Annotated in this window: 14 protein-coding genes, 2 tRNA genes and 3 rRNA genes; 14 read left to right on the top strand and 5 right to left on the bottom strand. The window is 61.7% G+C overall.

All coding sequences use genetic code 11. The features are described from left to right. Window positions 1–193 precede the first annotated feature (193 nt). From Herbaro_RS22015 to rrf, 9 genes are all read left to right on the top strand, one after another. A complete protein-coding gene (locus Herbaro_RS22015) occupies window positions 194–1,669 on the top strand; it encodes a sensor histidine kinase (protein ID WP_275011730.1) in 1,476 nt (491 codons plus the stop codon). Then, window positions 1,659–2,162 carry a hypothetical protein gene (locus Herbaro_RS22010; RefSeq protein ID WP_275011729.1) on the top strand — a complete coding sequence of 168 codons (504 nt, stop codon included), beginning with the start codon at window positions 1,659–1,661 and terminating at the stop codon, window positions 2,160–2,162. The genes Herbaro_RS22015 and Herbaro_RS22010 overlap by 11 nt, the downstream gene beginning before the upstream one ends. 49 nt (window positions 2,163–2,211) lie before the next feature. Beyond that, on the top strand, window positions 2,212–3,585 hold the full coding sequence (locus Herbaro_RS22005) for a sigma 54-interacting transcriptional regulator (RefSeq protein ID WP_275011728.1): 1,374 nt from the start codon (window positions 2,212–2,214) through the stop codon (window positions 3,583–3,585). A gap of 232 nt (window positions 3,586–3,817) precedes the next feature. Further along, the gene (locus Herbaro_RS22000; RefSeq protein ID WP_275011727.1) at window positions 3,818–4,165 is read left to right on the top strand and encodes a BON domain-containing protein; all 348 of its coding nucleotides are present in this window, start codon (window positions 3,818–3,820) and stop codon (window positions 4,163–4,165) included. A 638-nt stretch (window positions 4,166–4,803) separates the two neighbouring features. Beyond that, window positions 4,804–6,336 (top strand): 16S ribosomal RNA (locus Herbaro_RS21995). A gap of 107 nt (window positions 6,337–6,443) precedes the next feature. Next, window positions 6,444–6,520 (top strand) — tRNA-Ile (locus Herbaro_RS21990). A 7-nt stretch (window positions 6,521–6,527) separates the two neighbouring features. Continuing rightward, a tRNA-Ala gene (locus Herbaro_RS21985) sits at window positions 6,528–6,603 on the top strand. A gap of 284 nt (window positions 6,604–6,887) precedes the next feature. After that, a 23S ribosomal RNA gene (locus Herbaro_RS21980) occupies window positions 6,888–9,760 on the top strand. Window positions 9,761–9,921: 161 nt separating this feature from the next. Beyond that, window positions 9,922–10,034: ribosomal RNA gene (gene rrf, locus Herbaro_RS21975) — 5S ribosomal RNA — on the top strand. The 16S, 23S and 5S rRNA genes sit together here with 2 tRNA genes alongside, the layout of an rRNA operon. Before the next feature lie 308 nt (window positions 10,035–10,342). Here the strand turns inward: rrf and Herbaro_RS21970 are convergent. The 3 genes from Herbaro_RS21970 to Herbaro_RS21960 all read right to left on the bottom strand — a co-directional run bounded on the left by Herbaro_RS21970 (window position 10,343) and on the right by Herbaro_RS21960 (window position 13,730). Further along, window positions 10,343–11,491 (bottom strand): J domain-containing protein, encoded by a 1,149-nt coding sequence (locus tag Herbaro_RS21970; protein ID WP_275011726.1) that lies wholly within the window; start codon window positions 11,489–11,491, stop codon window positions 10,343–10,345. 136 nt (window positions 11,492–11,627) lie between these two features. After that, entirely contained in the window at window positions 11,628–13,043 is a 1,416-nt protein-coding gene (locus Herbaro_RS21965; RefSeq protein WP_275011725.1) for a sensor histidine kinase, read from the bottom strand. After that, entirely contained in the window at window positions 13,044–13,730 is a 687-nt protein-coding gene (locus Herbaro_RS21960; RefSeq protein ID WP_275011724.1) for a response regulator transcription factor, read from the bottom strand. Window positions 13,731–13,995: 265 nt separating this feature from the next. On the opposite strand from Herbaro_RS21960, the gene phnD reads away from it, so the two are divergent. The 5 genes from phnD (at window position 13,996) to glpD (ending at window position 19,100) form a co-directional block, all read left to right on the top strand. Then, complete coding sequence (phnD, locus tag Herbaro_RS21955; RefSeq protein ID WP_275011723.1) at window positions 13,996–14,985, top strand: phosphate/phosphite/phosphonate ABC transporter substrate-binding protein; 990 nt, start codon at window positions 13,996–13,998, stop codon at window positions 14,983–14,985. 127 nt (window positions 14,986–15,112) lie between these two features. Further along, on the top strand, window positions 15,113–15,883 hold the full coding sequence (gene phnC / locus Herbaro_RS21950) for a phosphonate ABC transporter ATP-binding protein (protein ID WP_275011722.1): 771 nt from the start codon (window positions 15,113–15,115) through the stop codon (window positions 15,881–15,883). Then, window positions 15,880–16,677 (top strand): phosphonate ABC transporter, permease protein PhnE, encoded by a 798-nt coding sequence (gene phnE / locus Herbaro_RS21945; RefSeq protein WP_275011721.1) that lies wholly within the window; start codon window positions 15,880–15,882, stop codon window positions 16,675–16,677. Before phnC ends, phnE (Herbaro_RS21945) begins: the two co-directional genes overlap by 4 nt. Next, complete coding sequence (gene phnE, locus Herbaro_RS21940; RefSeq protein ID WP_275011720.1) at window positions 16,670–17,503, top strand: phosphonate ABC transporter, permease protein PhnE; 834 nt, start codon at window positions 16,670–16,672, stop codon at window positions 17,501–17,503. The genes phnE (Herbaro_RS21945) and phnE (Herbaro_RS21940) overlap by 8 nt, the downstream gene beginning before the upstream one ends. A 10-nt stretch (window positions 17,504–17,513) precedes the next feature. After that, window positions 17,514–19,100, top strand: coding sequence for a glycerol-3-phosphate dehydrogenase (glpD, locus tag Herbaro_RS21935; RefSeq protein WP_275011719.1), 1,587 nt, complete (start codon window positions 17,514–17,516; stop codon window positions 19,098–19,100). Here the strand turns inward: glpD and Herbaro_RS21930 are convergent. Together Herbaro_RS21930 and ureG are read right to left on the bottom strand one after the other, a co-directional pair. Beyond that, entirely contained in the window at window positions 19,082–19,693 is a 612-nt protein-coding gene (locus Herbaro_RS21930; RefSeq protein ID WP_275011718.1) for a HupE/UreJ family protein, read from the bottom strand. The two genes, glpD and Herbaro_RS21930, sit on opposite strands and share 19 nt — an antisense overlap. A 51-nt stretch (window positions 19,694–19,744) precedes the next feature. Next, entirely contained in the window at window positions 19,745–20,380 is a 636-nt protein-coding gene (gene ureG / locus Herbaro_RS21925; RefSeq protein WP_275011717.1) for an urease accessory protein UreG, read from the bottom strand. Window positions 20,381–20,411 lie beyond the last annotated feature (31 nt).

The raw sequence follows: 20,411 nt of genomic DNA, 5'->3' as shown, positions 1-20,411 counted from the left end.
TCTTCCGCAAGCTCATCTTGTTTACAATGGGAACCCGCGCGTCATGTTTGCGCGCGGCGCACCTTGCCGCCTGGCCGGCCATCAGAAAAAGAAGAGCTTGCACGGCGGCAACGGGGCGCATACAGGAAACGGGCATGAGGGGGCCATGCCATCCGGATTACCGAGCAAGTCTTGAGGGACCGACATCAATCGCATGAACGCCATCGAGCACACCCATCATCTGGCCGCACCGCCCGCCTCCGCGCAGGGCTATCTGGGATTGTCTTTCCGGCAATTGTTGCTGGCCGCTTTCCTGCTGATCGCCGCGCTGCTCAGCGGGACCTCCATCCATGCGCTGTTCACGCTGGACCGGATGGCCAGGAACAGCAGCCAGACCGCGCGCCAGGCCGTGCAGCTGACCGAGGCCGCGCAGCGCCTGGCCGAGCGTACCGTAGCCATGGAGCGCAGCGCGCGCCAGTACCTGGTGCTGGACGACCCGGCTTTCCATGACCGCTTCAACGAGGCGCGCGACCAGGCCAGGCAGGCGCTCAACGAGCTGGGCGATGCGCTGCCCATGGCGCCGCGCGAGATCTTCGGGCAATGGAGCATCTATGTGGACGAGGCCGCCGCCGTGCTGGAGGCGGATTCGCGCAAGGACAAGTCGGAGCAGTTGAAGGTCTTCCAGGATTTCGCCCGGTTGCCGGGCCTGAACGAACGCGTGGCGCAGGAAAGCCGGCGCGAGGTCGACCGCCGCAACAACGCCCTGTCGGCGGCGCTGGAGCAGCAGCGCCAGATGCTGACGCTGCAGGTGGTCGGCGCCATCGTGCTGGCGGTGCTGCTGGCGTTCTGCTTCGGCCTGTGGCTGTCGCGCCCGCTGGCGCGCCTGGAGCAGGCCATCACGCGCCTGGGCGACAACCGCTTCGACCAGCGCATCGAAGTGCGCGGCCCGGCCGACATCCGCCGCCTGGGCCAGCAGCTGGATTGGCTGCGCCAGCGCCTGGCCGACCTGGAGGCGGAGAAATCGCGCTTCCTGCGGCATGTCTCGCATGAACTCAAGACGCCGCTGGCGGCGCTGTGCGAAGGCGCGGCCCTGCTCGACGACGGCGTGGCCGGGCAGCTCTCCGACAACCAGCGCGAGATCGCCCGCATCCTGCGCCAGAACACCCAGTCGCTGCAGAACCAGATCGAGGACCTGCTGCGCTACAACGAGGTGTCCTTCGACGCCCAGCGCATCCATCCGGTCCCGGTCGACCTGCGCGCGCTGCTGCACAAGGTGATCGACGACCAGCGCCTGCAGTGGCTGGCGCGCGAGCTGAAGGTGGAGATCGAGGGCGCGGCCCGCACCGTGGTGGTCGACCCCGAGAAGATGGCGATCGTGCTGGCCAACCTGCTGTCGAACGCGGTGCGCTTCAGTCCGCACGGCGGCTTCATCCGCTTCCTGCTGTCGGACGCGCCGGGCATGGTGCGCGTGGAGTGCATCGACCAGGGGCCGGGCGTGGCGCCGACCGACGCCAGCCGCATCTTCGAGCCGTTCTACCAGGGCCTGCACCAGCCGCCGGGCGCGCGCCGCGGCAACGGCATCGGCCTGTCGGTGGTGCGCGAGTACGTGCAGGCGCACAGCGGCAAGGTCTATCTGGTCCCGCGCGAAGGCGGGTCGCATTTCCGTATCGAGTTGCCTGATGAAAAATAAGATCCTGATCCTGGCATCCAGCCTGTTGTTGGCGGCTTGCGCCGCGCCGGCGCCGGATGCGCCGACCACCAGCGTCAAGCTGATCCATTCGGCCAGCAATGTCGATGAGCTGCTGGCGTACAACGCGCACCTGCGCAAGCTGTCGCCGGCCGAGCTGGGGCGCGAACTGCAGCGCATCAACGGCAATCCGGCCAGCCCGTCCAACAATGTCCGGCGCGCGATGGCGCTGTCGCTGACCCGCGATCCCATCGATCTGGCCAAGGCCGAAGCGCAACTGTGGAACGTCATGGGCGACAACAGCGTCGAAGCGGAGAAGCTCAAGCCGCTGGTCCAGGTGCTGGTCGGGCATTACTCCGACCTGCGCCGCGTGGCGGACGGCGCCGAGAAGTCCTCGGTGCAGGCCAAGGAAGCCCAGCGCAAGGTGGACCAGCTGAACGACAAGCTTGAGGCGCTCAAGAACATCGAACGGAGCCTGCCGGCCGGCGGCAAGTAATCTCGCCGCGCCCGTCGGGCCCGTTCCCCTTACAGGAAACAGGTGCCCGATGGGAAACACTCCCCCCTTATTGCTGGTCGACGACGACCCCGACCTGCTGCGCTTGCTGACGCTGCGCCTGAACGCCAGCGGCTACCGCGTGCTGGCCGCGTCCAGCGCGGAAGCCGCGCTGGACCAGCTGGCATTGTCGCTGCCGGCGCTGGTGATCACCGACGTGCGGCTGCCCGGCATGGACGGCCTGGCGCTGTTCGGCGAGATCCGCAACCGCTATCCGACGTTGCCGGTGATCCTGCTGACCGCGCACGGCACCATCCCCGACGCCGTCGAGGCGACCACCCGCGGCGCCTTCGCCTATCTGACCAAGCCGTTCGACGGCACGCTGCTGCTGGACAAGGTGGCCCAGGCGCTGGCCCTGACCGCGCCGGCCGGCAACAGCGACGACCACGCCTGGCGCGCCGACCTGATCAGCCGCAGCCAGCGCATCGCCGAACTGCTGGCCGAGGCGCGCCTGGTGGCGGCGTCGGATGCCAGCATCCTGGTGCGCGGCGAGAGCGGCAGCGGCAAGGAGCTGCTGGCGCGCGCGATCCACCGCGCCAGCCCGCGCGCGGACAAGCCCTTCATCGCCGTCAACTGCGGCGCAATCCCCGAGCAATTGCTGGAATCCGAGCTGTTCGGCCACGTCAAGGGCGCGTTCACCGGCGCCGTGGACAACCGCGAGGGTCTGTTCCAGGCCGCCGACGGCGGCACCCTGTTCCTGGATGAGATCGGCGACATGCCCATGCCGCTGCAGGTGAAGCTGCTGCGGGTGCTGCAGGAAAAGACCGTGCGCCAGGTCGGCGCCGACCGGCCCGGCGCCGTCGACGTGCGCATCATCTCGGCCACCCATCGCGACCTGGAGGCGGCGATGACCGAGGGCGCGTTCCGCGAGGATCTCTATTACCGGCTCAACGTGGTGACCCTCTACCTGCCGTCGCTGGAAGAGCGGCGCGAAGACATCGCGCTGCTGGCCAACCACTTCCTCAAGGGCATCGCCGCCAAATACGCCAAGCGCCTGACCGGCTTCGCGCCGGATGCGCTGGAGATGCTGAGCCTGGCGCATTGGCCCGGCAACGTGCGCCAGTTATATAACGTGGTGGAGCAGGTGTGCGCGCTGTCGACCGTGCCGTTGATCCCTGCGTCGCTGGTGCAGCGCGCGCTGCGCACGCCGACGCTGGACCTGCTGCGCTATGCGGAGGCGAAGCAGAAGTTCGAGCGGGATTACCTGATCCGGCTGCTGAAGTTGACCGACGGCAACGTCTCCGACGCGGCGCGCCTGGCCGACCGCAACCGCACCGAGTTCTATCGCCTGCTGCAGAAGAATGGTCTGGATCCGCGCATGTTCCGTGGAGGAGAGGAGCACGTCGCCACTGAGCGACATGTCTGATCCCTTATAAATCAAGGGCTTGGGTTCGGCTGACTAATGCGGCGACGCCACCGGGCGACGTAAATGACGGGTTTGCAGCTCAGCATTGCGCCCATGCCTGCTTGTCCATCGCCGTAAGTCATTGAAAACACACGGGGAAATCCCTGCTGGCACAGGCCTTGCCAATACCGGGGCAGACGGCGCCGTCCACGCGGCGCCTTGGGTTTCATTACTTGTCTATAAGGAGATTGCCATGGAAAAGTCCAGACTCGCCAGCAAGCTGCTGGCTGCATCCCTCGTCATTGCCGCCGCCGCGCCGGCTGTGCAGGCCGCCGATAGCGCCGGCGCCGGCACCCCGAAGACGGCGCAGAAGGCCGGCTCCTATATAGACGACTCGGTCATCACCGCCAAGGTCAAGGCGGCGCTGGTGGAAGACAAGCAGGTCTCCGCCATGAAGATCAAGGTCGTCACCAAGGATGGCGTGGTCACCCTCAAGGGCGCGGTGCCGAACGCCGAGGCCGGCCAGCATGCGTTGCAACTGGCGGCGGGTGTCGAAGGCGTCAAGGATGTGAAGAGCGACCTGACCGTCAAGGCAGGCTAAGCGCCGATGCGTGAGATGGAGTTGCTCATGTCTATATGGCGCTCCTGAAGGCGCCGGGAGAAAGCCGAAGCCGCCCCGCAGGGGCGGCTTCAGTTTTTTGGTTTTGCGGTTCTGTTTGGTTATGTTGAAGGCTGGCGTAAATTATTTGGCATTATTTTCAAAAAGGGCTTGCGCGCGTGGGAGTGCGTTGCTATAGTTCGCCCCCTGCTGACGCGGCGCACAAAGCGAGACGAAAGTTGAAGCGAAGTGCGAGGCGAAACAGGCGAAAGTTGAAGAAGTTTTAAATGGTTTGTCGAAGGTGGGTAGCAAAAACGCCGAGACGAAAAATTTAAAAGAAAGCGTAAAAAAGTAGTTGACGCGATTCTGAAACTGCTACATAATCTCGTTTCTCTGCTGCTGACAAACAAAACGATTTGCCAGCGACGCAAACGGCACCGCCGGATGCGCAGACAAGATCTTTAAAAATTAACAGCCGATAAGCGTGGGCGTTTAATGAAGTGCGACGGACCTTCGGGTCTGGAAACTTTAAACATTAAATGCTCACAAGAAATATAGGTAAGATCGCAAGAAATTACCTGTCAGTATTTTGAGAGAGCGATGCCCTTCGGGGTAGCCAGAAATGGCACAAAACAGAGATTAAACTAAAGAGTTTGATCCTGGCTCAGATTGAACGCTGGCGGCATGCCTTACACATGCAAGTCGAACGGCAGCATAGGAGCTTGCTCCTGATGGCGAGTGGCGAACGGGTGAGTAATATATCGGAACGTGCCCTAGAGTGGGGGATAACTAGTCGAAAGATTAGCTAATACCGCATACGATCTACGGATGAAAGTGGGGGATCGCAAGACCTCATGCTCCTGGAGCGGCCGATATCTGATTAGCTAGTTGGTGGGGTAAAAGCCTACCAAGGCGACGATCAGTAGCTGGTCTGAGAGGACGACCAGCCACACTGGGACTGAGACACGGCCCAGACTCCTACGGGAGGCAGCAGTGGGGAATTTTGGACAATGGGGGCAACCCTGATCCAGCAATGCCGCGTGAGTGAAGAAGGCCTTCGGGTTGTAAAGCTCTTTTGTCAGGGAAGAAACGGTAGAGGCTAATATCCTTTGCTAATGACGGTACCTGAAGAATAAGCACCGGCTAACTACGTGCCAGCAGCCGCGGTAATACGTAGGGTGCAAGCGTTAATCGGAATTACTGGGCGTAAAGCGTGCGCAGGCGGTTGTGTAAGTCAGATGTGAAATCCCCGGGCTCAACCTGGGAATTGCATTTGAGACTGCACGGCTAGAGTGTGTCAGAGGGGGGTAGAATTCCACGTGTAGCAGTGAAATGCGTAGATATGTGGAGGAATACCGATGGCGAAGGCAGCCCCCTGGGATAACACTGACGCTCATGCACGAAAGCGTGGGGAGCAAACAGGATTAGATACCCTGGTAGTCCACGCCCTAAACGATGTCTACTAGTTGTCGGGTCTTAATTGACTTGGTAACGCAGCTAACGCGTGAAGTAGACCGCCTGGGGAGTACGGTCGCAAGATTAAAACTCAAAGGAATTGACGGGGACCCGCACAAGCGGTGGATGATGTGGATTAATTCGATGCAACGCGAAAAACCTTACCTACCCTTGACATGGAAGGAATCCCGAAGAGATTTGGGAGTGCTCGAAAGAGAACCTTCACACAGGTGCTGCATGGCTGTCGTCAGCTCGTGTCGTGAGATGTTGGGTTAAGTCCCGCAACGAGCGCAACCCTTGTCATTAGTTGCTACGAAAGGGCACTCTAATGAGACTGCCGGTGACAAACCGGAGGAAGGTGGGGATGACGTCAAGTCCTCATGGCCCTTATGGGTAGGGCTTCACACGTCATACAATGGTACATACAGAGGGCCGCCAACCCGCGAGGGGGAGCTAATCCCAGAAAGTGTATCGTAGTCCGGATTGGAGTCTGCAACTCGACTCCATGAAGTTGGAATCGCTAGTAATCGCGGATCAGCATGTCGCGGTGAATACGTTCCCGGGTCTTGTACACACCGCCCGTCACACCATGGGAGCGGGTTTTACCAGAAGTGGGTAGCCTAACCGCAAGGAGGGCGCTCACCACGGTAGGATTCGTGACTGGGGTGAAGTCGTAACAAGGTAGCCGTATCGGAAGGTGCGGCTGGATCACCTCCTTTCTAGAGTGCGCACGAAGTTAAGCGTCCACACTTATCGGCTGTAAATCAAGAACAGTTATTTGGTGAAGCGCGGTCAGCAATGACCGGCTACTGATACTGATCCAAGCGGGTCTGTAGCTCAGCTGGTTAGAGCACCGTGTTGATAACGCGGGGGTCGTTGGTTCGAGCCCAACCAGACCCACCAAGGTTTCGGGGGTTTAGCTCAGCTGGGAGAGCACCTGCTTTGCAAGCAGGGGGTCGTCGGTTCGATCCCGTCAACCTCCACCAAGATATCAAACCTAAGTCGGCGCCTGAAAGGGTGTTGTGATTTAGGTTTGGTCTTTTAAGACTAATGGCTGTTTTTGTTCTTTAACAATCTGGAAGAAGTAAAGATTCATTTAAACGATCGCCAGGACTTCGGTTCTTGCGAAAGTAAAAATGGGTGTGATTGTATCAATCAAAGTATTACGAAGTGATCTTAGCAATTAGAAGACTTACTTTGGCAATACGGCAAACGCTAAATACTCAACTTTAATTCTATGACGCTCTGGCAACAGAGGCTAACGTTATAGGAACAAGTGAATAAGTGCACATGGTGGATGCCTTGGCGATTACAGGCGATGAAGGACGTAGTAGCTTGCGATAAGCTGCGGGGAGCTGGCAAACGAGCTTTGATCCGCAGATTTCCGAATGGGGAAACCCGGCCTTTTAGGTCATCGTTATCTGAATACATAGGGTAACGAAGCGAACGTGGCGAACTGAAACATCTAAGTAGCTACAGGAAAAGAAATCAACCGAGATTCCCAAAGTAGTGGCGAGCGAAATGGGATCAGCCTGCAAGATTTAGCATCTTTGATAGTGGAACGGAATGGAAAGTCCGGCCATAGAGGGTGATAGCCCCTTACACGAAATCATAGGTGTGGAACTAAGCTTGCGACAAGTAGGGCGGGACACGTGAAATCCTGTCTGAACATGGGGGGACCATCCTCCAAGGCTAAATACTCGTAATCGACCGATAGTGAACCAGTACCGTGAGGGAAAGGCGAAAAGAACCCCGGAAGGGGAGTGAAATAGATCCTGAAACCGTGTGCATACAAACAGTAGGAGCCTCGAAAGGGGTGACTGCGTACCTTTTGTATAATGGGTCAGCGACTTACATTCAGTGGCAAGCTTAACCGCATAGGGAAGGCGTAGAGAAATCGAGTCCGAATAGGGCGTTCAGTCGCTGGGTGTAGACCCGAAACCAAGTGATCTATCCATGGCCAGGTTGAAGGTGCGGTAACACGCACTGGAGGACCGAACCCACTAATGTTGAAAAATTAGGGGATGAGCTGTGGATAGGGGTGAAAGGCTAAACAAACTTGGAAATAGCTGGTTCTCTCCGAAAACTATTTAGGTAGTGCCTCAAGTATCACCATCGGGGGTAGAGCACTGTTATGGCTAGGGGGTCATCGCGACTTACCAAACCATTGCAAACTCCGAATACCGATGAGTGCGAGCTTGGGAGACAGACGTCGGGTGCTAACGTCCGGCGTCAAGAGGGAAACAACCCAGACCGCCAGCTAAGGTCCCAAAGATTGGCTAAGTGGAAAACGAAGTGGGAAGGCTAAAACAGTCAGGAGGTTGGCTTAGAAGCAGCCATCCTTTAAAGAAAGCGTAATAGCTCACTGATCGAGTCGTCCTGCGCGGAAGATGTAACGGGGCTAAGCCAGTCACCGAAGCTGCGGATATGCGTAAGCATATGGTAGGAGAGCGTTCTGTAAGCCTGTGAAGGTGTCTTGTAAAGGATGCTGGAGGTATCAGAAGTGCGAATGCTGACATGAGTAGCGATAATGCGGGTGAAAAGCCCGCACGCCGTAAGCCCAAGGTTTCCTGTTCAACGTTCATCGGAGCAGGGTGAGTCGGCCCCTAAGGCGAGGCAGAGATGCGTAGCTGATGGGAAGCAGGTTAATATTCCTGCACCGTCGTTAGATGCGATGGGGGGACGGATCGCGGAAGGTTGTCCGACTGTTGGAATAGTCGGTTTTTGCATCGAAGAAGGCTGTTAGGCAAATCCGGCAGCGTAATTCAAGGGTGTGAGACGAGCGAACTTGTTCGCGAAGCAATCGGAAGTGGTTCCAAGAAAAGCCTCTAAGCTTCAGTCTAACGAGACCGTACCGCAAACCGACACAGGTGGGCGAGATGAGTATTCTAAGGCGCTTGAGAGAACTCGGGAGAAGGAACTCGGCAAATTGGTACCGTAACTTCGGGATAAGGTACGCCCAAGTAGTTTGACTGGCCTGCGCCAGAAGGACAAAAGGGTTGCAATAAAATGGTGGCTGCGACTGTTTAATAAAAACACAGCACTCTGCAAACACGAAAGTGGACGTATAGGGTGTGACGCCTGCCCGGTGCTGGAAGATTAAATGATGGGGTGCAAGCTCTTGATTGAAGTCCCAGTAAACGGCGGCCGTAACTATAACGGTCCTAAGGTAGCGAAATTCCTTGTCGGGTAAGTTCCGACCTGCACGAATGGCGTAACGATGGCCACACTGTCTCCTCCCGAGACTCAGCGAAGTTGAAATGTTTGTGATGATGCAATCTACCCGCGGCTAGACGGAAAGACCCCATGAACCTTTACTGTAGCTTTGCATTGGACTTTGAACCAATCTGTGTAGGATAGGTGGGAGGCTTTGAAGCGTGGACGCTAGTCTGCGTGGAGCCAACCTTGAAATACCACCCTGGTTTGTTTGAGGTTCTAACCTTGGTCCGTTATCCGGATCGGGGACAGTGCATGGTAGGCAGTTTGACTGGGGCGGTCTCCTCCCAAAGTGTAACGGAGGAGTTCGAAGGTACGCTAGGTACGGTCGGACATCGTGCTAATAGTGCAATGGCATAAGCGTGCTTAACTGCGAGACTGACAAGTCGAGCAGGTACGAAAGTAGGACATAGTGATCCGGTGGTTCTGTATGGAAGGGCCATCGCTCAACGGATAAAAGGTACTCTGGGGATAACAGGCTGATTCCTCCCAAGAGTTCATATCGACGGGGGAGTTTGGCACCTCGATGTCGGCTCATCACATCCTGGGGCTGTAGCCGGTCCCAAGGGTATGGCTGTTCGCCATTTAAAGTGGTACGTGAGCTGGGTTTAAAACGTCGTGAGACAGTTTGGTCCCTATCTGCCGTGGGCGTTGGAAGTTTGAAGGGGGCTGCTCCTAGTACGAGAGGACCGGAGTGGACGAACCTCTGGTGTATCGGTTGTCACGCCAGTGGCATTGCCGAGTAGCTAAGTTCGGAAGAGATAACCGCTGAAAGCATCTAAGCGGGAAACTCGCCTTGAGATGAGACTTCCCGGGAACTAGATTCCCCTAAAGGGTCGTTCGAGACCAGGACGTTGATAGGTCAGGTGTGGAAGCGCAGTAATGCGTTAAGCTAACTGATACTAATTGCCCGTGCGGCTTGTTCCTATAACATTAGCTCGGTTATAGACCAAGTTGAGCATATTGTGTGTTTGCCCTCGACGCATCACACCCAGTAGTCAACCCTGACTACACTAAATGAATTAATACTTCTTCCCAGATTGCGTTGTTTGCTGCCCATTCAGGAGCAAATGACACTACAAGTTATGCCTGATGACTATAGCAAGTTGGTACCACCCCTTCCCATCCCGAACAGGACCGTGAAACGACTTCGCGCCGATGATAGTGCTGCAACCAGTGTGAAAGTAGGTCATCGTCAGGCTTGTTATACCGCAAAGCCCCTGTTACTGACGTAACAGGGGCTTTTGCTATTGCGCATCCGCTTCGACAACACCCTGCCTGCTCTGCCCGCAGCCCTAGGCCATGGGGTTGCTCCCACTGCACATACATCGACCGCCGCCACCGCAAGAACCGCTGCAACTGCGAAACCAATACCAACACCAACACCAACACCCAATAAAAAAGCCGGCTCGCGCCGGCTTTTTTATTAACTGCTGACTCCCCAAGCTCGTTGTTGCGATAATGCTTAGAGAACAGGTGCAAGCCAATACTGGCTTGTGGCTGCTACATTCACTCGCCAAACTCACCCCGGTAAGCACGCCGTTCGCGCTCCTCTTCCTTTTGGCGCCGTTTCACATCCTTCAACCATCGCTTGAATGACGCGGCCTCTCCAAACTGCGCCAGATCGGACTCGGCATCGGCGTTCAGGCTCGCTTGCCTGGCGATCGCCGCCTTCAAGGTCGCCAGCGCCGACTCCGGCGTCGGCTTCGGGCCAAGCGCCACGTCGTATCCATGTGCAAACTGCGACTCCGTCTGCGCAAGCTCCTGCTCGAGTTCGTCCAGTTGCTCCCTGAGCAGCTTGTTGTAGTGACGAAGGCGGTCGTCGCCCAGGTCATTGAATCCATTCCGGTCAAGCTGCTGCAGCTCGACCTGCACTTCCAGCAGATGCAGCAGGTCCTGCTTGTCATAGGCCTGGTTCACCGCCTGCAGCATGGCCGTCTTGCGCAACTTCAGTTCCGGATCCGGTTCGCGGTCCGGGTGCAATGCGCTGGCCAGCTTGCGATAGATCTCGCGCAACGACTGCTTCAATTCCGCTTGCAGCGTCTCTCGTCGCAGCAATGTCACCGCCGGCTTCTTCGCTTTCGCGCGCTCGGCCCTGCGTTCGGCGCGCGCTTCCTTGCGCGCGGCTTCCTGCGCTTGCAGATCCGCCAGTTTCCGTCGCGCGTGGCGCAGCAGCTCCTGGGAGGAACTGAAGTCTTCATCCCGCCCCAGCGATTGCCCCAGCCACTCCTCAAGCTCGGCCTTCATCGCGGATACCTGCTCGGCTGCGCCTTCGTCATAGTCCGATGCGCTGTGGCGATTGAACACGGCCTTGAGCGCGTCGTCGCCGGAGAGATCGCCGCGCTTCGAGGCCAGCGACACCAGCAGCGAGGACACCATCCTGCGTTCGGATGCCGACAGTCCCTCATTGTCGAACTGCGCGTCCAGCGCCAGGATGCGGCGGCGCTCAAGGGCATCCGCCGCGCTGCGCAGCGGCGTCAACTGTCCCGCGAATGCCTGCTGGAAATCGGGCAGGATACGTTCCCAAGCGGCCAGAACATCGCGCCGCCGGCCGATCTGCGCGACCAGGGAATTGAAGAGCGCCTGCTCTTTGGACAAGCCGGCGCCGGACGAGCCGGGCGCGCCAACCGCGATGGCGCCGGAGGTAGGAGTGGACATGCTGGTGCCTGTAAATGAAAGCCGCCGACAGTGTAGCAAGCAACAGATGGCGGCGGTCGGCGCAGGTCGTTACGCCGGTTGCGATAAGCGCCTGCCGCACAGCACTCTCGGTGCATCCCGCAATCTCCCTCCAGCGTCAGCCATTGCCCCTGGTCTCGGCCGAGGTGAATACCACGCTGGCGTTCAAGCCGGTGCGGGCGAGCGCCGCGTCGAAGCGGTTGTGCAGGCCGATGCGCGCATCCATGGAGTCCACGATCTCAGCGCAGATCGCCAGCCCCAATCCGCCGGAAGAAGCGCCTGCGGAAGAGAAGGCCTTGAACACATTGTCCATCGCCTGCGGTGCGATGCCGCCGCCGCTGTCCCACACCTGCAGTTCCACCATGCCATGGCGCGAACGCACGCGCACGCCCAGCGAGCCGCCCATCGGCGTGTGGCGGATGGCGTTGTGCAGCAGGTTGGAAATCAACTCGCCCAGCATCCATGGATGGCCGGTGACGTAGGCCTTCTCGGCATCCAGCTCGAAATCCAGATTCTTCTCGGCAATCAGCGGCGACAGGTCGACCGCGGTCTCGCGCGCCAGCATGCTGAGGTCGCATACCTCCTGCGCGCCGCCCACCCGGAGCTGCTCGACCTTGGCCAGCGACAGCAGCTGGTTGGCCAGGTTGGTGGCGCGGTCCACCGTGCCGGACATTTCCAGCAGAATCTCCTGCGCCGGCGCATCGCCGCGCAGGCCCGACTGCACTTGCGTCTTCAGCACTGCCAGCGGCGTGCGCAACTGGTGCGAGGCATTGGCCACGAAGCGCTGCTGGTGGTCCAGCAGGCGGCGCAGCCGCATCATCAGTTCATTCAGTGCATTGATGAACGGCTGCAGCTCGCGCGGCGCCATCGGCGGCGCCACCGGGGAGAGATCGTCGGCGGCCCGCTCGTCGAGCTGGCGCCGCAAGCCGTCGATGGGCTGCAGCGCGCGCGAGACTACATACAGCGTCACCGAGACGATCACCACCAGCAGCAGCGCCTGCCGGATCAGCGTCTCCCAGAAGATCTTGCGCGCCAGCGTCGCGCGGTTCTCCATGGTCTCCGCCACCTGCACCAGCACCGCGCCGTGCGGGCCGTTGGTGGCCACCGGCTGGAACAGCGCCGCCACGCGCACCGGCACGCCGTTGTAGGTGTCTTCGTAGATATGCGCCAGCGAGGGATAGAGCGCCCCCTTGTCGGCCTTGCCCGCATACACCGGCAGGTCCTCGTCGCCGTCGAAGAACTTGCCGTCCAGGTCGTTGATGCGATAGATCATGCGGCTGGAATAATCAGCCTCGTAGATCTCCAGCGCCGCATAAGGCAGCGACGCCTTGAGCTCGCCGTTCTCGATGCGCAGCAGGTCGCCGATGGAATGCACCGAGGCGATCAGCATGCGGTCGTAGCCGGTGTTCATCGACTCCAGCGTGTTGCGGTAAAGCGAGAAGGAGTCGACCATGATGAACAGCGCGATCGGCGAGATGATCCACGCCAGCAGATAGGCGCGCACCGAGCGGCGGCGCGAAAGCCAGCGCGCCATTCAAGCCTCGTCCTGCGCCGGCGCGCGCACGCGCAGCAGGTAACCCAGGCCGCGCAGCGTCATGATCTCCACGCCGGTCGCCATGAGTTTCTTGCGCAACCTGTGCACCACCACTTCCACCGCCTCGATCTGGGTGCTCTCTTCCATTGGAAACACGAGGCGGAACAAGCGCTCCTTGGTCACCGCATGACCCGGCTTGGCGATCAGCGCCTTGAGCAAGGTGTGTTCGCGCGGCGTGAATTCCAACGCTTCGTCGTCGCAATAGAAGGCGCCGGAGCTGCGCTCCAGCTTGAGCCGGCCGCAGCGCTGGAAGCTGTCCTCGGCGTTGGTCTTGCGCCGCAGCAGCGCGCGGATGCGGGCGTCCAGCTCGTCCAGGTCGAACGGTTTGGCGAGGTAATCGTCGGCGCCGGCGTTCAGGCCCACCACGCGGTCGCCCACGGCGCCGCGCGCGGTCAGCACGATCACCGGCGTATGGATCTCCTGCGAGCGGATGCGCTGCAGCAGGTGCAGGCCGTCCAGGCCCGGGATGTTCAGGTCCAGCACCACCAGGTCGCCCACGCCATCCTTGATGTGCGAGAGCGCGCTGATGCCGTCGGCGCAATGCGTCACCTGGAAGCCGCGCCGCTCCAGCGCGCGGAACAGGGCACGCGACATGTCGATGTCGTCCTCTACCAGCAGGATGTGCATGATCTTCGGTACGGTGATGGTTGAGCAGTCGACTTTATACCGCCAAACCAGAATGGGCGCGAGTCCTTGTGCGCACTCCCGCCGCCTGCGACAAGCGCGCAATGAAAGCAGATTGAAAGCCGTGGGAAAGCCGGCTGCAAGGAAACTCGGCAAATGCTGCGGATGCGCCATGGCAAAAGCCGACGCGCTCGCCTACACTCCGCACATCCACCGGCCCCACGGCGCGGACCGGATCACGATCACAAACCATCCATCAGGAGACAGCATGACCCAGCGTCTGATCAAGACCCTGCTCGCCCTGGCGCTCGCCGCGCCGGCGATCGCCTTCGCGCAGGATTCCTGCAGCAACCGCGGTGACCTCGACCAGCAATACTGCGACGCCAACCACGACCTGACCGCCGACACCCCCACCGATCCCAAGAAGCTGAAGACTCCCAACACCCTGGTCTTCACCTTCACGCCGGTGGAAGATCCGGCCGTCTACGACAAGATCTTCAAGCCGTTCACCGAATACCTGTCGCAATGCACCGCCAAGAAGGTGGTCTTCTTCCAGGTGCAATCCAACGCCGCGGAGATCGAAGCGATGCGCTCCGGCCGCCTGCACGTCGGCGGCTTCTCGCCGGGCCCGACCAACTTCGCCGTGAACATCGCCGGCGCGGTGCCGTTCGCGGTGATCGGCGACGCCAAGGGCTACCAGGGCTACACGCTCAACGTCATCGTGCGCAAGGACAGCCCGATCCAGAAGATGAGCGACCTCAAGGGCAAGAAGGTCGCCCACACCGCGCCCTCCTCGAACTCCGGCCACATGGCGCCGATGGCCCTGTTCCCCAAGCTGGGCGTGACCCCGGACAAGGACTACAAGGTTATCTTCTCCGGCAAGCATGACCAGTCCATCCTCGGCGTGAACTCCGGCGACTACGACGCCGCCGCCATCGCCTCCGACGTCTTCGACCGCATGGTCGAACGCGGCGTGATCAAGGCCGAGAACTTCCGCGTGATCTGGCACAGCGAGAAATTCCCGACCCAGGACTTCGCCTACGCGCACGACCTGGAACCGAAATTCCGCGACAAGATGCTGCAATGCTTCTACGACTATCGCTTTACCGATGACCTGAAGAAGGCCTTCGCCGGCGCCGATCGCTTCTACCCGATCAACTACAAGAAGGACTTCGAGATGGTGCGCTTCGTCGCCCACACCGCCGGTGAATCCTTCAACCGCGCCGCCTACGACAAGCAGAACGCCGGCAAGAAGTAAGTCTCCGCGCACCACCGCCACACACCGATTCAAGCCTGACGGCCCGGGAGCGATCCCGGGTCGCGGCCGGTTGCATCCCGCAGCCGCGCCGAGCAACGCGAAACGCACCGAAAAGAAAGCTCCGCCCATGTCACACGCCATCGAAATCCAGGGCCTGGTCAAGGAATACAAGCCCGGCCATCCCATCCTCAAAGGCATCGACCTGAAGATCGGCGACGCCGGCCTGGTCGCCATCATCGGCCCCTCCGGCACCGGCAAGTCGACGCTGATCCGCTGCATCAACCGCCTGGTCGACCCCAGCCGCGGCGCGATCTGGTTCGAGGGCGAAGGCCGTCGCGTCAACCTGGCCGAACTGCGCGGCCGCGCGCTGCGCGAGACGCGCCGCCATATCGGCATGGTGTTCCAGGAGTACAACCTGGTGGAGCGCCTCTCGGTGATGGAAAACCTGCTGTGCGGTCGCCTCGGCTACGTCAACGCCTGGACCGCATGGCGCCGCAATTTTTCCAAGCAAGACATCGCCCACGCCTTCGAACTGCTCGACACCGTGGGCCTGGGCAGCTTCGCCAACCAGCGCGCCGATGCGCTCTCGGGCGGCCAGCGCCAGCGCGTGGGCATCGCGCGCGCGCTGATGCAGCGCCCGCGCCTGCTGCTGGCCGACGAGCCGACCTCCTCGCTGGACCCCAAGACCTCCTTCGAGATCATCTCGTTGTTGAAGGAACAAGGCCGCGCGCAGAAGATCCCGGTGATCGTCAACATCCACGACGTCGAACTGGCCAAGCGCTACGCCGACCGCATCATCGGCATGTCCGGCGGCCACGTGGTGTACGACGGCAACGCCGAGAACCTGTCCGACGATTTCCTCAAGCAGATCTACGGCGGCGAGGACTGGCTGGCATGAGCGCAACCAACAACACCGCCCGCGTGAGCCTGGCCTTCAAGCCCCAGCTCGTCACGCGCATCGTCGGCTGGCTGATCGTGCTGTATGCGATCTATGCCGCCACCCAGCTGGGCTTCTCGTGGGAACGCTTCTCCTCGGGCCTGGGCAACGGCGCCAAGTTCCTCGCGCGCATGTTCCCGCCCGACGTCAGCAAGGGCGACATCCTGTGGGACGGCATCAAGGAAACCCTGCAGATCGCCGTGCTGGCCTCGCTGTTCGGCATCCTGCTGTCGCTGCCCATCGGCCTGATGGGCGCGCGCAACCTGATGCCGGCCTGGATCTCCTGGCCCGCGCGCGCCTTCGTCTCGGTGTGTCGTTCGCTGCACCCGGTGATCGTCGCCATCCTGTTCGTCAAGGCGGTCGGCTTCGGCGCGCTGGCCGGCGTGCTGGCGCTGATCGTGGCCTCCATCGGCTTCATCGGCAAGCTGTTCGCCGAGGCCATCGAGGAGATCTCGATCAAGCAGGTCGAAGCCATCCGCGCCACCGGCGCCTCGTTCATGAACGTGATCCTGTTCGGCGTGCTGCCGCAGGTGCTGTCGCGCTTCGTCGGCTTCTCCACCTACCAGCTCGACTCCAACCTGCGCAACTCGACCATGGTCGGCATCGTCGGCGCCGGCGGCGTGGGCGGCGTGCTGTTCTCCGCCTTCCAGCGCTTCGACTACGATTTCGTGCTCACCATCCTGGTCACCATCATCACCATCATCGTCGTCGGCGAACTGCTGGCGAACTCGGTCAAGAAGGTCTTCAATGTCTGATACCGCACTCCGCAACCCGCAGGCCGCCATCAGCCCGGCCGAGCGCGAATGGCAGCGCCACACGCCGCTGCAGCGCCTGCTGCGCTTCGCCGTCTGGCTGGTGATCGCGGCCGCCGTGGTGCAGTCGCTGCGTTACATCGAGATCATTCCCGAGTTCCTCTACGACGCGCCGGAACAGATGAGCGACATGCTGGGCCGCATGTGGCCCATCGACTGGGAATACTTCGGCAGCGACGTCAAGGCCGGGCTGATCGAGACCCTGCACATCGCCACCCTCGGCACCCTGCTGTCGATTGCGCTGGCCATTCCGTTCGGCCTCCTGGTGGCGTCCAACCTGACGCCCCATCGCGGCCTGAACCTGTTCGCCCGCATCGTGCTGGTGGCCAGCCGCTCGGTCAATTCGCTGGTCTGGGCGCTGCTGTTCCTGGCCATCTTCGGCCCCGGCCCGCTGGCCGGCACGCTGGCCATCGCCTTCCGTTCGATCGGCTTCGTCGGCAAGATGGCCGGCGAGACCATCGAGCAGATGCCGCGCGGCCCGATCGAGGCGCTGCAAGCCTCGGGCGCCAGCAAGCTCTCCGAGATCTGGTACGGCTACTGGCCGCAGCTCAAGCCCGCCTTCATGTCCATCGTGCTGCTGCGCTGGGACATCAACGTGCGCGAGTCGGCGGTGCTGGGCATCGTCGGCGCCGGCGGCGTGGGCATGGTGCTCGACACCGCGCTGAACCTGTTCCAGTGGCCGCGCGTGGCGACCGTGCTGGTCTCCATCTTCGCCATCGTGATCGTCACGGAAGTCGTGGTGACGCAGATCCGCAAGCGCGTCCTGTAAGAGGCAAGGCATGCAAGCACAGAGCAGAGAACCGGTCCCCACCCCGCTGGAGTGCGACGTCCTGGTGGTGGGCGGCGGCATCAACGGCGCCGGCATCGCGCGCGATGCCGCCGGCCGCGGCCTGTCGGTGGTGCTGTGCGAACAGCACGACCTGGCGGCGCATACGTCTTCTTCATCCAGCAAGCTGATCCACGGCGGCCTGCGCTACCTCGAGCACTACGAGTTCGGCCTGGTGCGCAAGGCGCTGATCGAACGCGAGGTGCTGTTGCGCAGCGCCCCGCACATCATGTGGCCGCTGCGCTTCGTCATGCCGCACGCCAAGGGCCAGCGGCCGGCCTGGCTGATCCGCCTGGGCATGTTCCTGTACGACCACCTGGCGCGGCGCGAGCTGCTGCCCGGCTCGCGTGGGCTGGACCTGCGCCGGCACGCCGCCGGCGCGCCGCTCAAGGCAGAGTTCACGCGCGGCTTCGTCTACTCCGACGGCTGGGTCGACGATGCCCGCCTGGTGGTGCTCAACGCCATGGCCGCCGCCGAAAAGGGGGCGCGCATTCACACCCGCACCCGTTGCGAGTCGCTGGTGCGCCAGGGCCAGCAATGGCAAGCCACGCTGCGCCAGGCCGACGGCCACGCCGTGCAGGTGCGCGCGCGCTGCGTGGTCAACGCCGCCGGGCCGTGGGTCGCGCAGTTCCTGGGCGAAACCGCGCATGTGCGCTCGGGCAAGTCGGTGCGCCTGGTCAAGGGCAGCCATATCGTCGTCAAGCGGTTGTTCGAGCACGACCACGCCTACATCTTCCAGAACCCGGACGGTCGCATCGTCTTCGCGATTCCCTACGAACGCGACTTCACGCTGATCGGCACCACCGACGTCGAGTACCGCGGCGACAGCGCCAAGGTGGCCATCTCCGACGAGGAGATCGGCTACCTGTGCGCGCTCTCCAACCGCTACTTCAGCAAGCCCATCGCGCCCGCCGACGTGCTCTGGTCGTATGCCGGCGTGCGTCCGTTGCTGGAAGACGCCGCGGCCGACGCCTCGGCCGTCACGCGCGACTACCAGCTCGACCTCAATCGCGACGGCGCGCCGCTGCTCTCGGTGTTCGGCGGCAAGATCACCACCTTCCGCAAGCTGGCCGAGGAGGCCGTGGACATGATTGCGCCGGTGCTGGGCAACAGCCGCGGCTCCTGGACCGCCGACGCCTGCCTGCCCGGCGGCGACCTGTTCGCGCCCACGCCGCAGAATCGTTCGGTGCGGGAGTTCGACGGTTTCGTGCACGACCTGCAGCAGCAATACGCCTGGCTGCCGCCGCAACTGCTGCAACGCTATGCGCGCGCCTATGGCAGCCGCGCGCATGCGCTGCTGAAAGGAAAAAGCAAATTGGAAGAGATGGGAGAAGAGATCTTCGCCGGGCTGTACGCCGCCGAAGTGGACTACCTGCTGCGTCACGAGTGGGCGACCTGCGCGGCCGACATCCTGTGGCGCCGCTCCAAGCTCGGCCTGCATTTCCCCAAGGGGAGCGAGGCCGTGCTGGATGCGTGGCTGGCCGCGCGCGGCCAGCGTTCAGTGGAGCTCTTGCCGGAGGCTCAGGCCGCCAGCAGATAGGCGCCGACGGCGGCGATGCCTACGCCGCCCACGCGCACCACGCGGTCGGCCATCTTGCGGCCGGCCACCAGGCCCACGACCAGGCCGGTCGCATGCAGGATGGCGGTGGCCAGGATGAAGCCGGCGCCGTACATCGCGGCCGACGAGCCGTGCGGCAATTCACTGCCGTGCGCATAACCGTGGAACAGCGCGAACAGCGACACCACCGCGGCGCTGCCCCACAGCGGCATGCGCACCGCGAACGCGATCAGCAGGCCCATCACCGCCACCGAGGCGGCGATGCCGGTTTCCACTGCCGGCAGCTCCAGGCCGCCGATGGCCAGCAAGGCGCCCACCACCATCATCAGCGGGAAGGCCAGCGGCAGCACCCACAGGGCGCGCTGCTTGTTCTGCGCCGCCCACAGGCCCACGGCCAGCATCGCCAGCAGGTGATCGATGCCCGAGAACGGGTGGGTGAAGCCGCTCATGAAGCTGGCTGCGGCGTCCATGTGCGCGCCCGGATGGCCGGGGTGGGCCATGGCCGAGCCTGCGGCCAGCGCAGCCACTGCGAGCACGCCCAGGCGCGCGCGGTTCTTGGTCGAAAGTGCGAACATAAGTTTCTCCTTGTGCGAATCTGAAAATCGTTGGATGACGGGCGCAGCGCTTCAGTGTCCGGCCTTCTGGTCCAGCAGGCCCTGCTTGCGGATGTAGTCGATCACCTTTTCCACGCCGTCGCCGCTGCGCAGGTTGGTGAATACGAAGGGGCGCTCGCCGCGCATGCGCTTGGCATCGGCCGCCATGATATCGAGATTTGCGCCGACGTAGGGCGCCAGGTCAGTTTTGTTGATGATCAGCAAATCCGAACGGGTGATGCCGGGGCCACCCTTGCGCGGGATCTTCTCGCCGCCGGCCACGTCGATCACGTAGATGGTCAGGTCCGACAGCTCGGGGCTGAAGGTGGCGGCCAGGTTGTCGCCGCCGGACTCCACCAGGATCAGGTCGAGGTCGGGAAAGTCCGCGCTCATGCGCGCGATCGCCTCCAGGTTGATCGAGGCATCCTCGCGGATCGCCGTGTGCGGGCAGCCGCCGGTCTCCACCCCCATCAGGCGCTCGGCCGGCAGCGCGTCGGCGCGCAGCAGGATCTCCATGTCTTCCTTGGTGTAGATGTCATTGGTGATGACGGCCATGTCGTAGCTGTCGCGCATGCGCTTGCACAGCATCTCGCACAGCGCGGTCTTGCCGGAGCCGACCGGGCCGCCGATGCCCACGCGCAGCGGATTGGGAGTATTGGGATTGCTCATGTCTTGGGTCTCTGGTTGATATTGGATGTAA

It is taken from the genome of Herbaspirillum sp. WKF16 (genome assembly GCF_028993615.1).
Taxonomy (GTDB): Bacteria; Pseudomonadota; Gammaproteobacteria; order Burkholderiales; family Burkholderiaceae_D; genus Herbaspirillum.
This window is presented reverse-complemented; position numbering and strand designations above follow the sequence as displayed.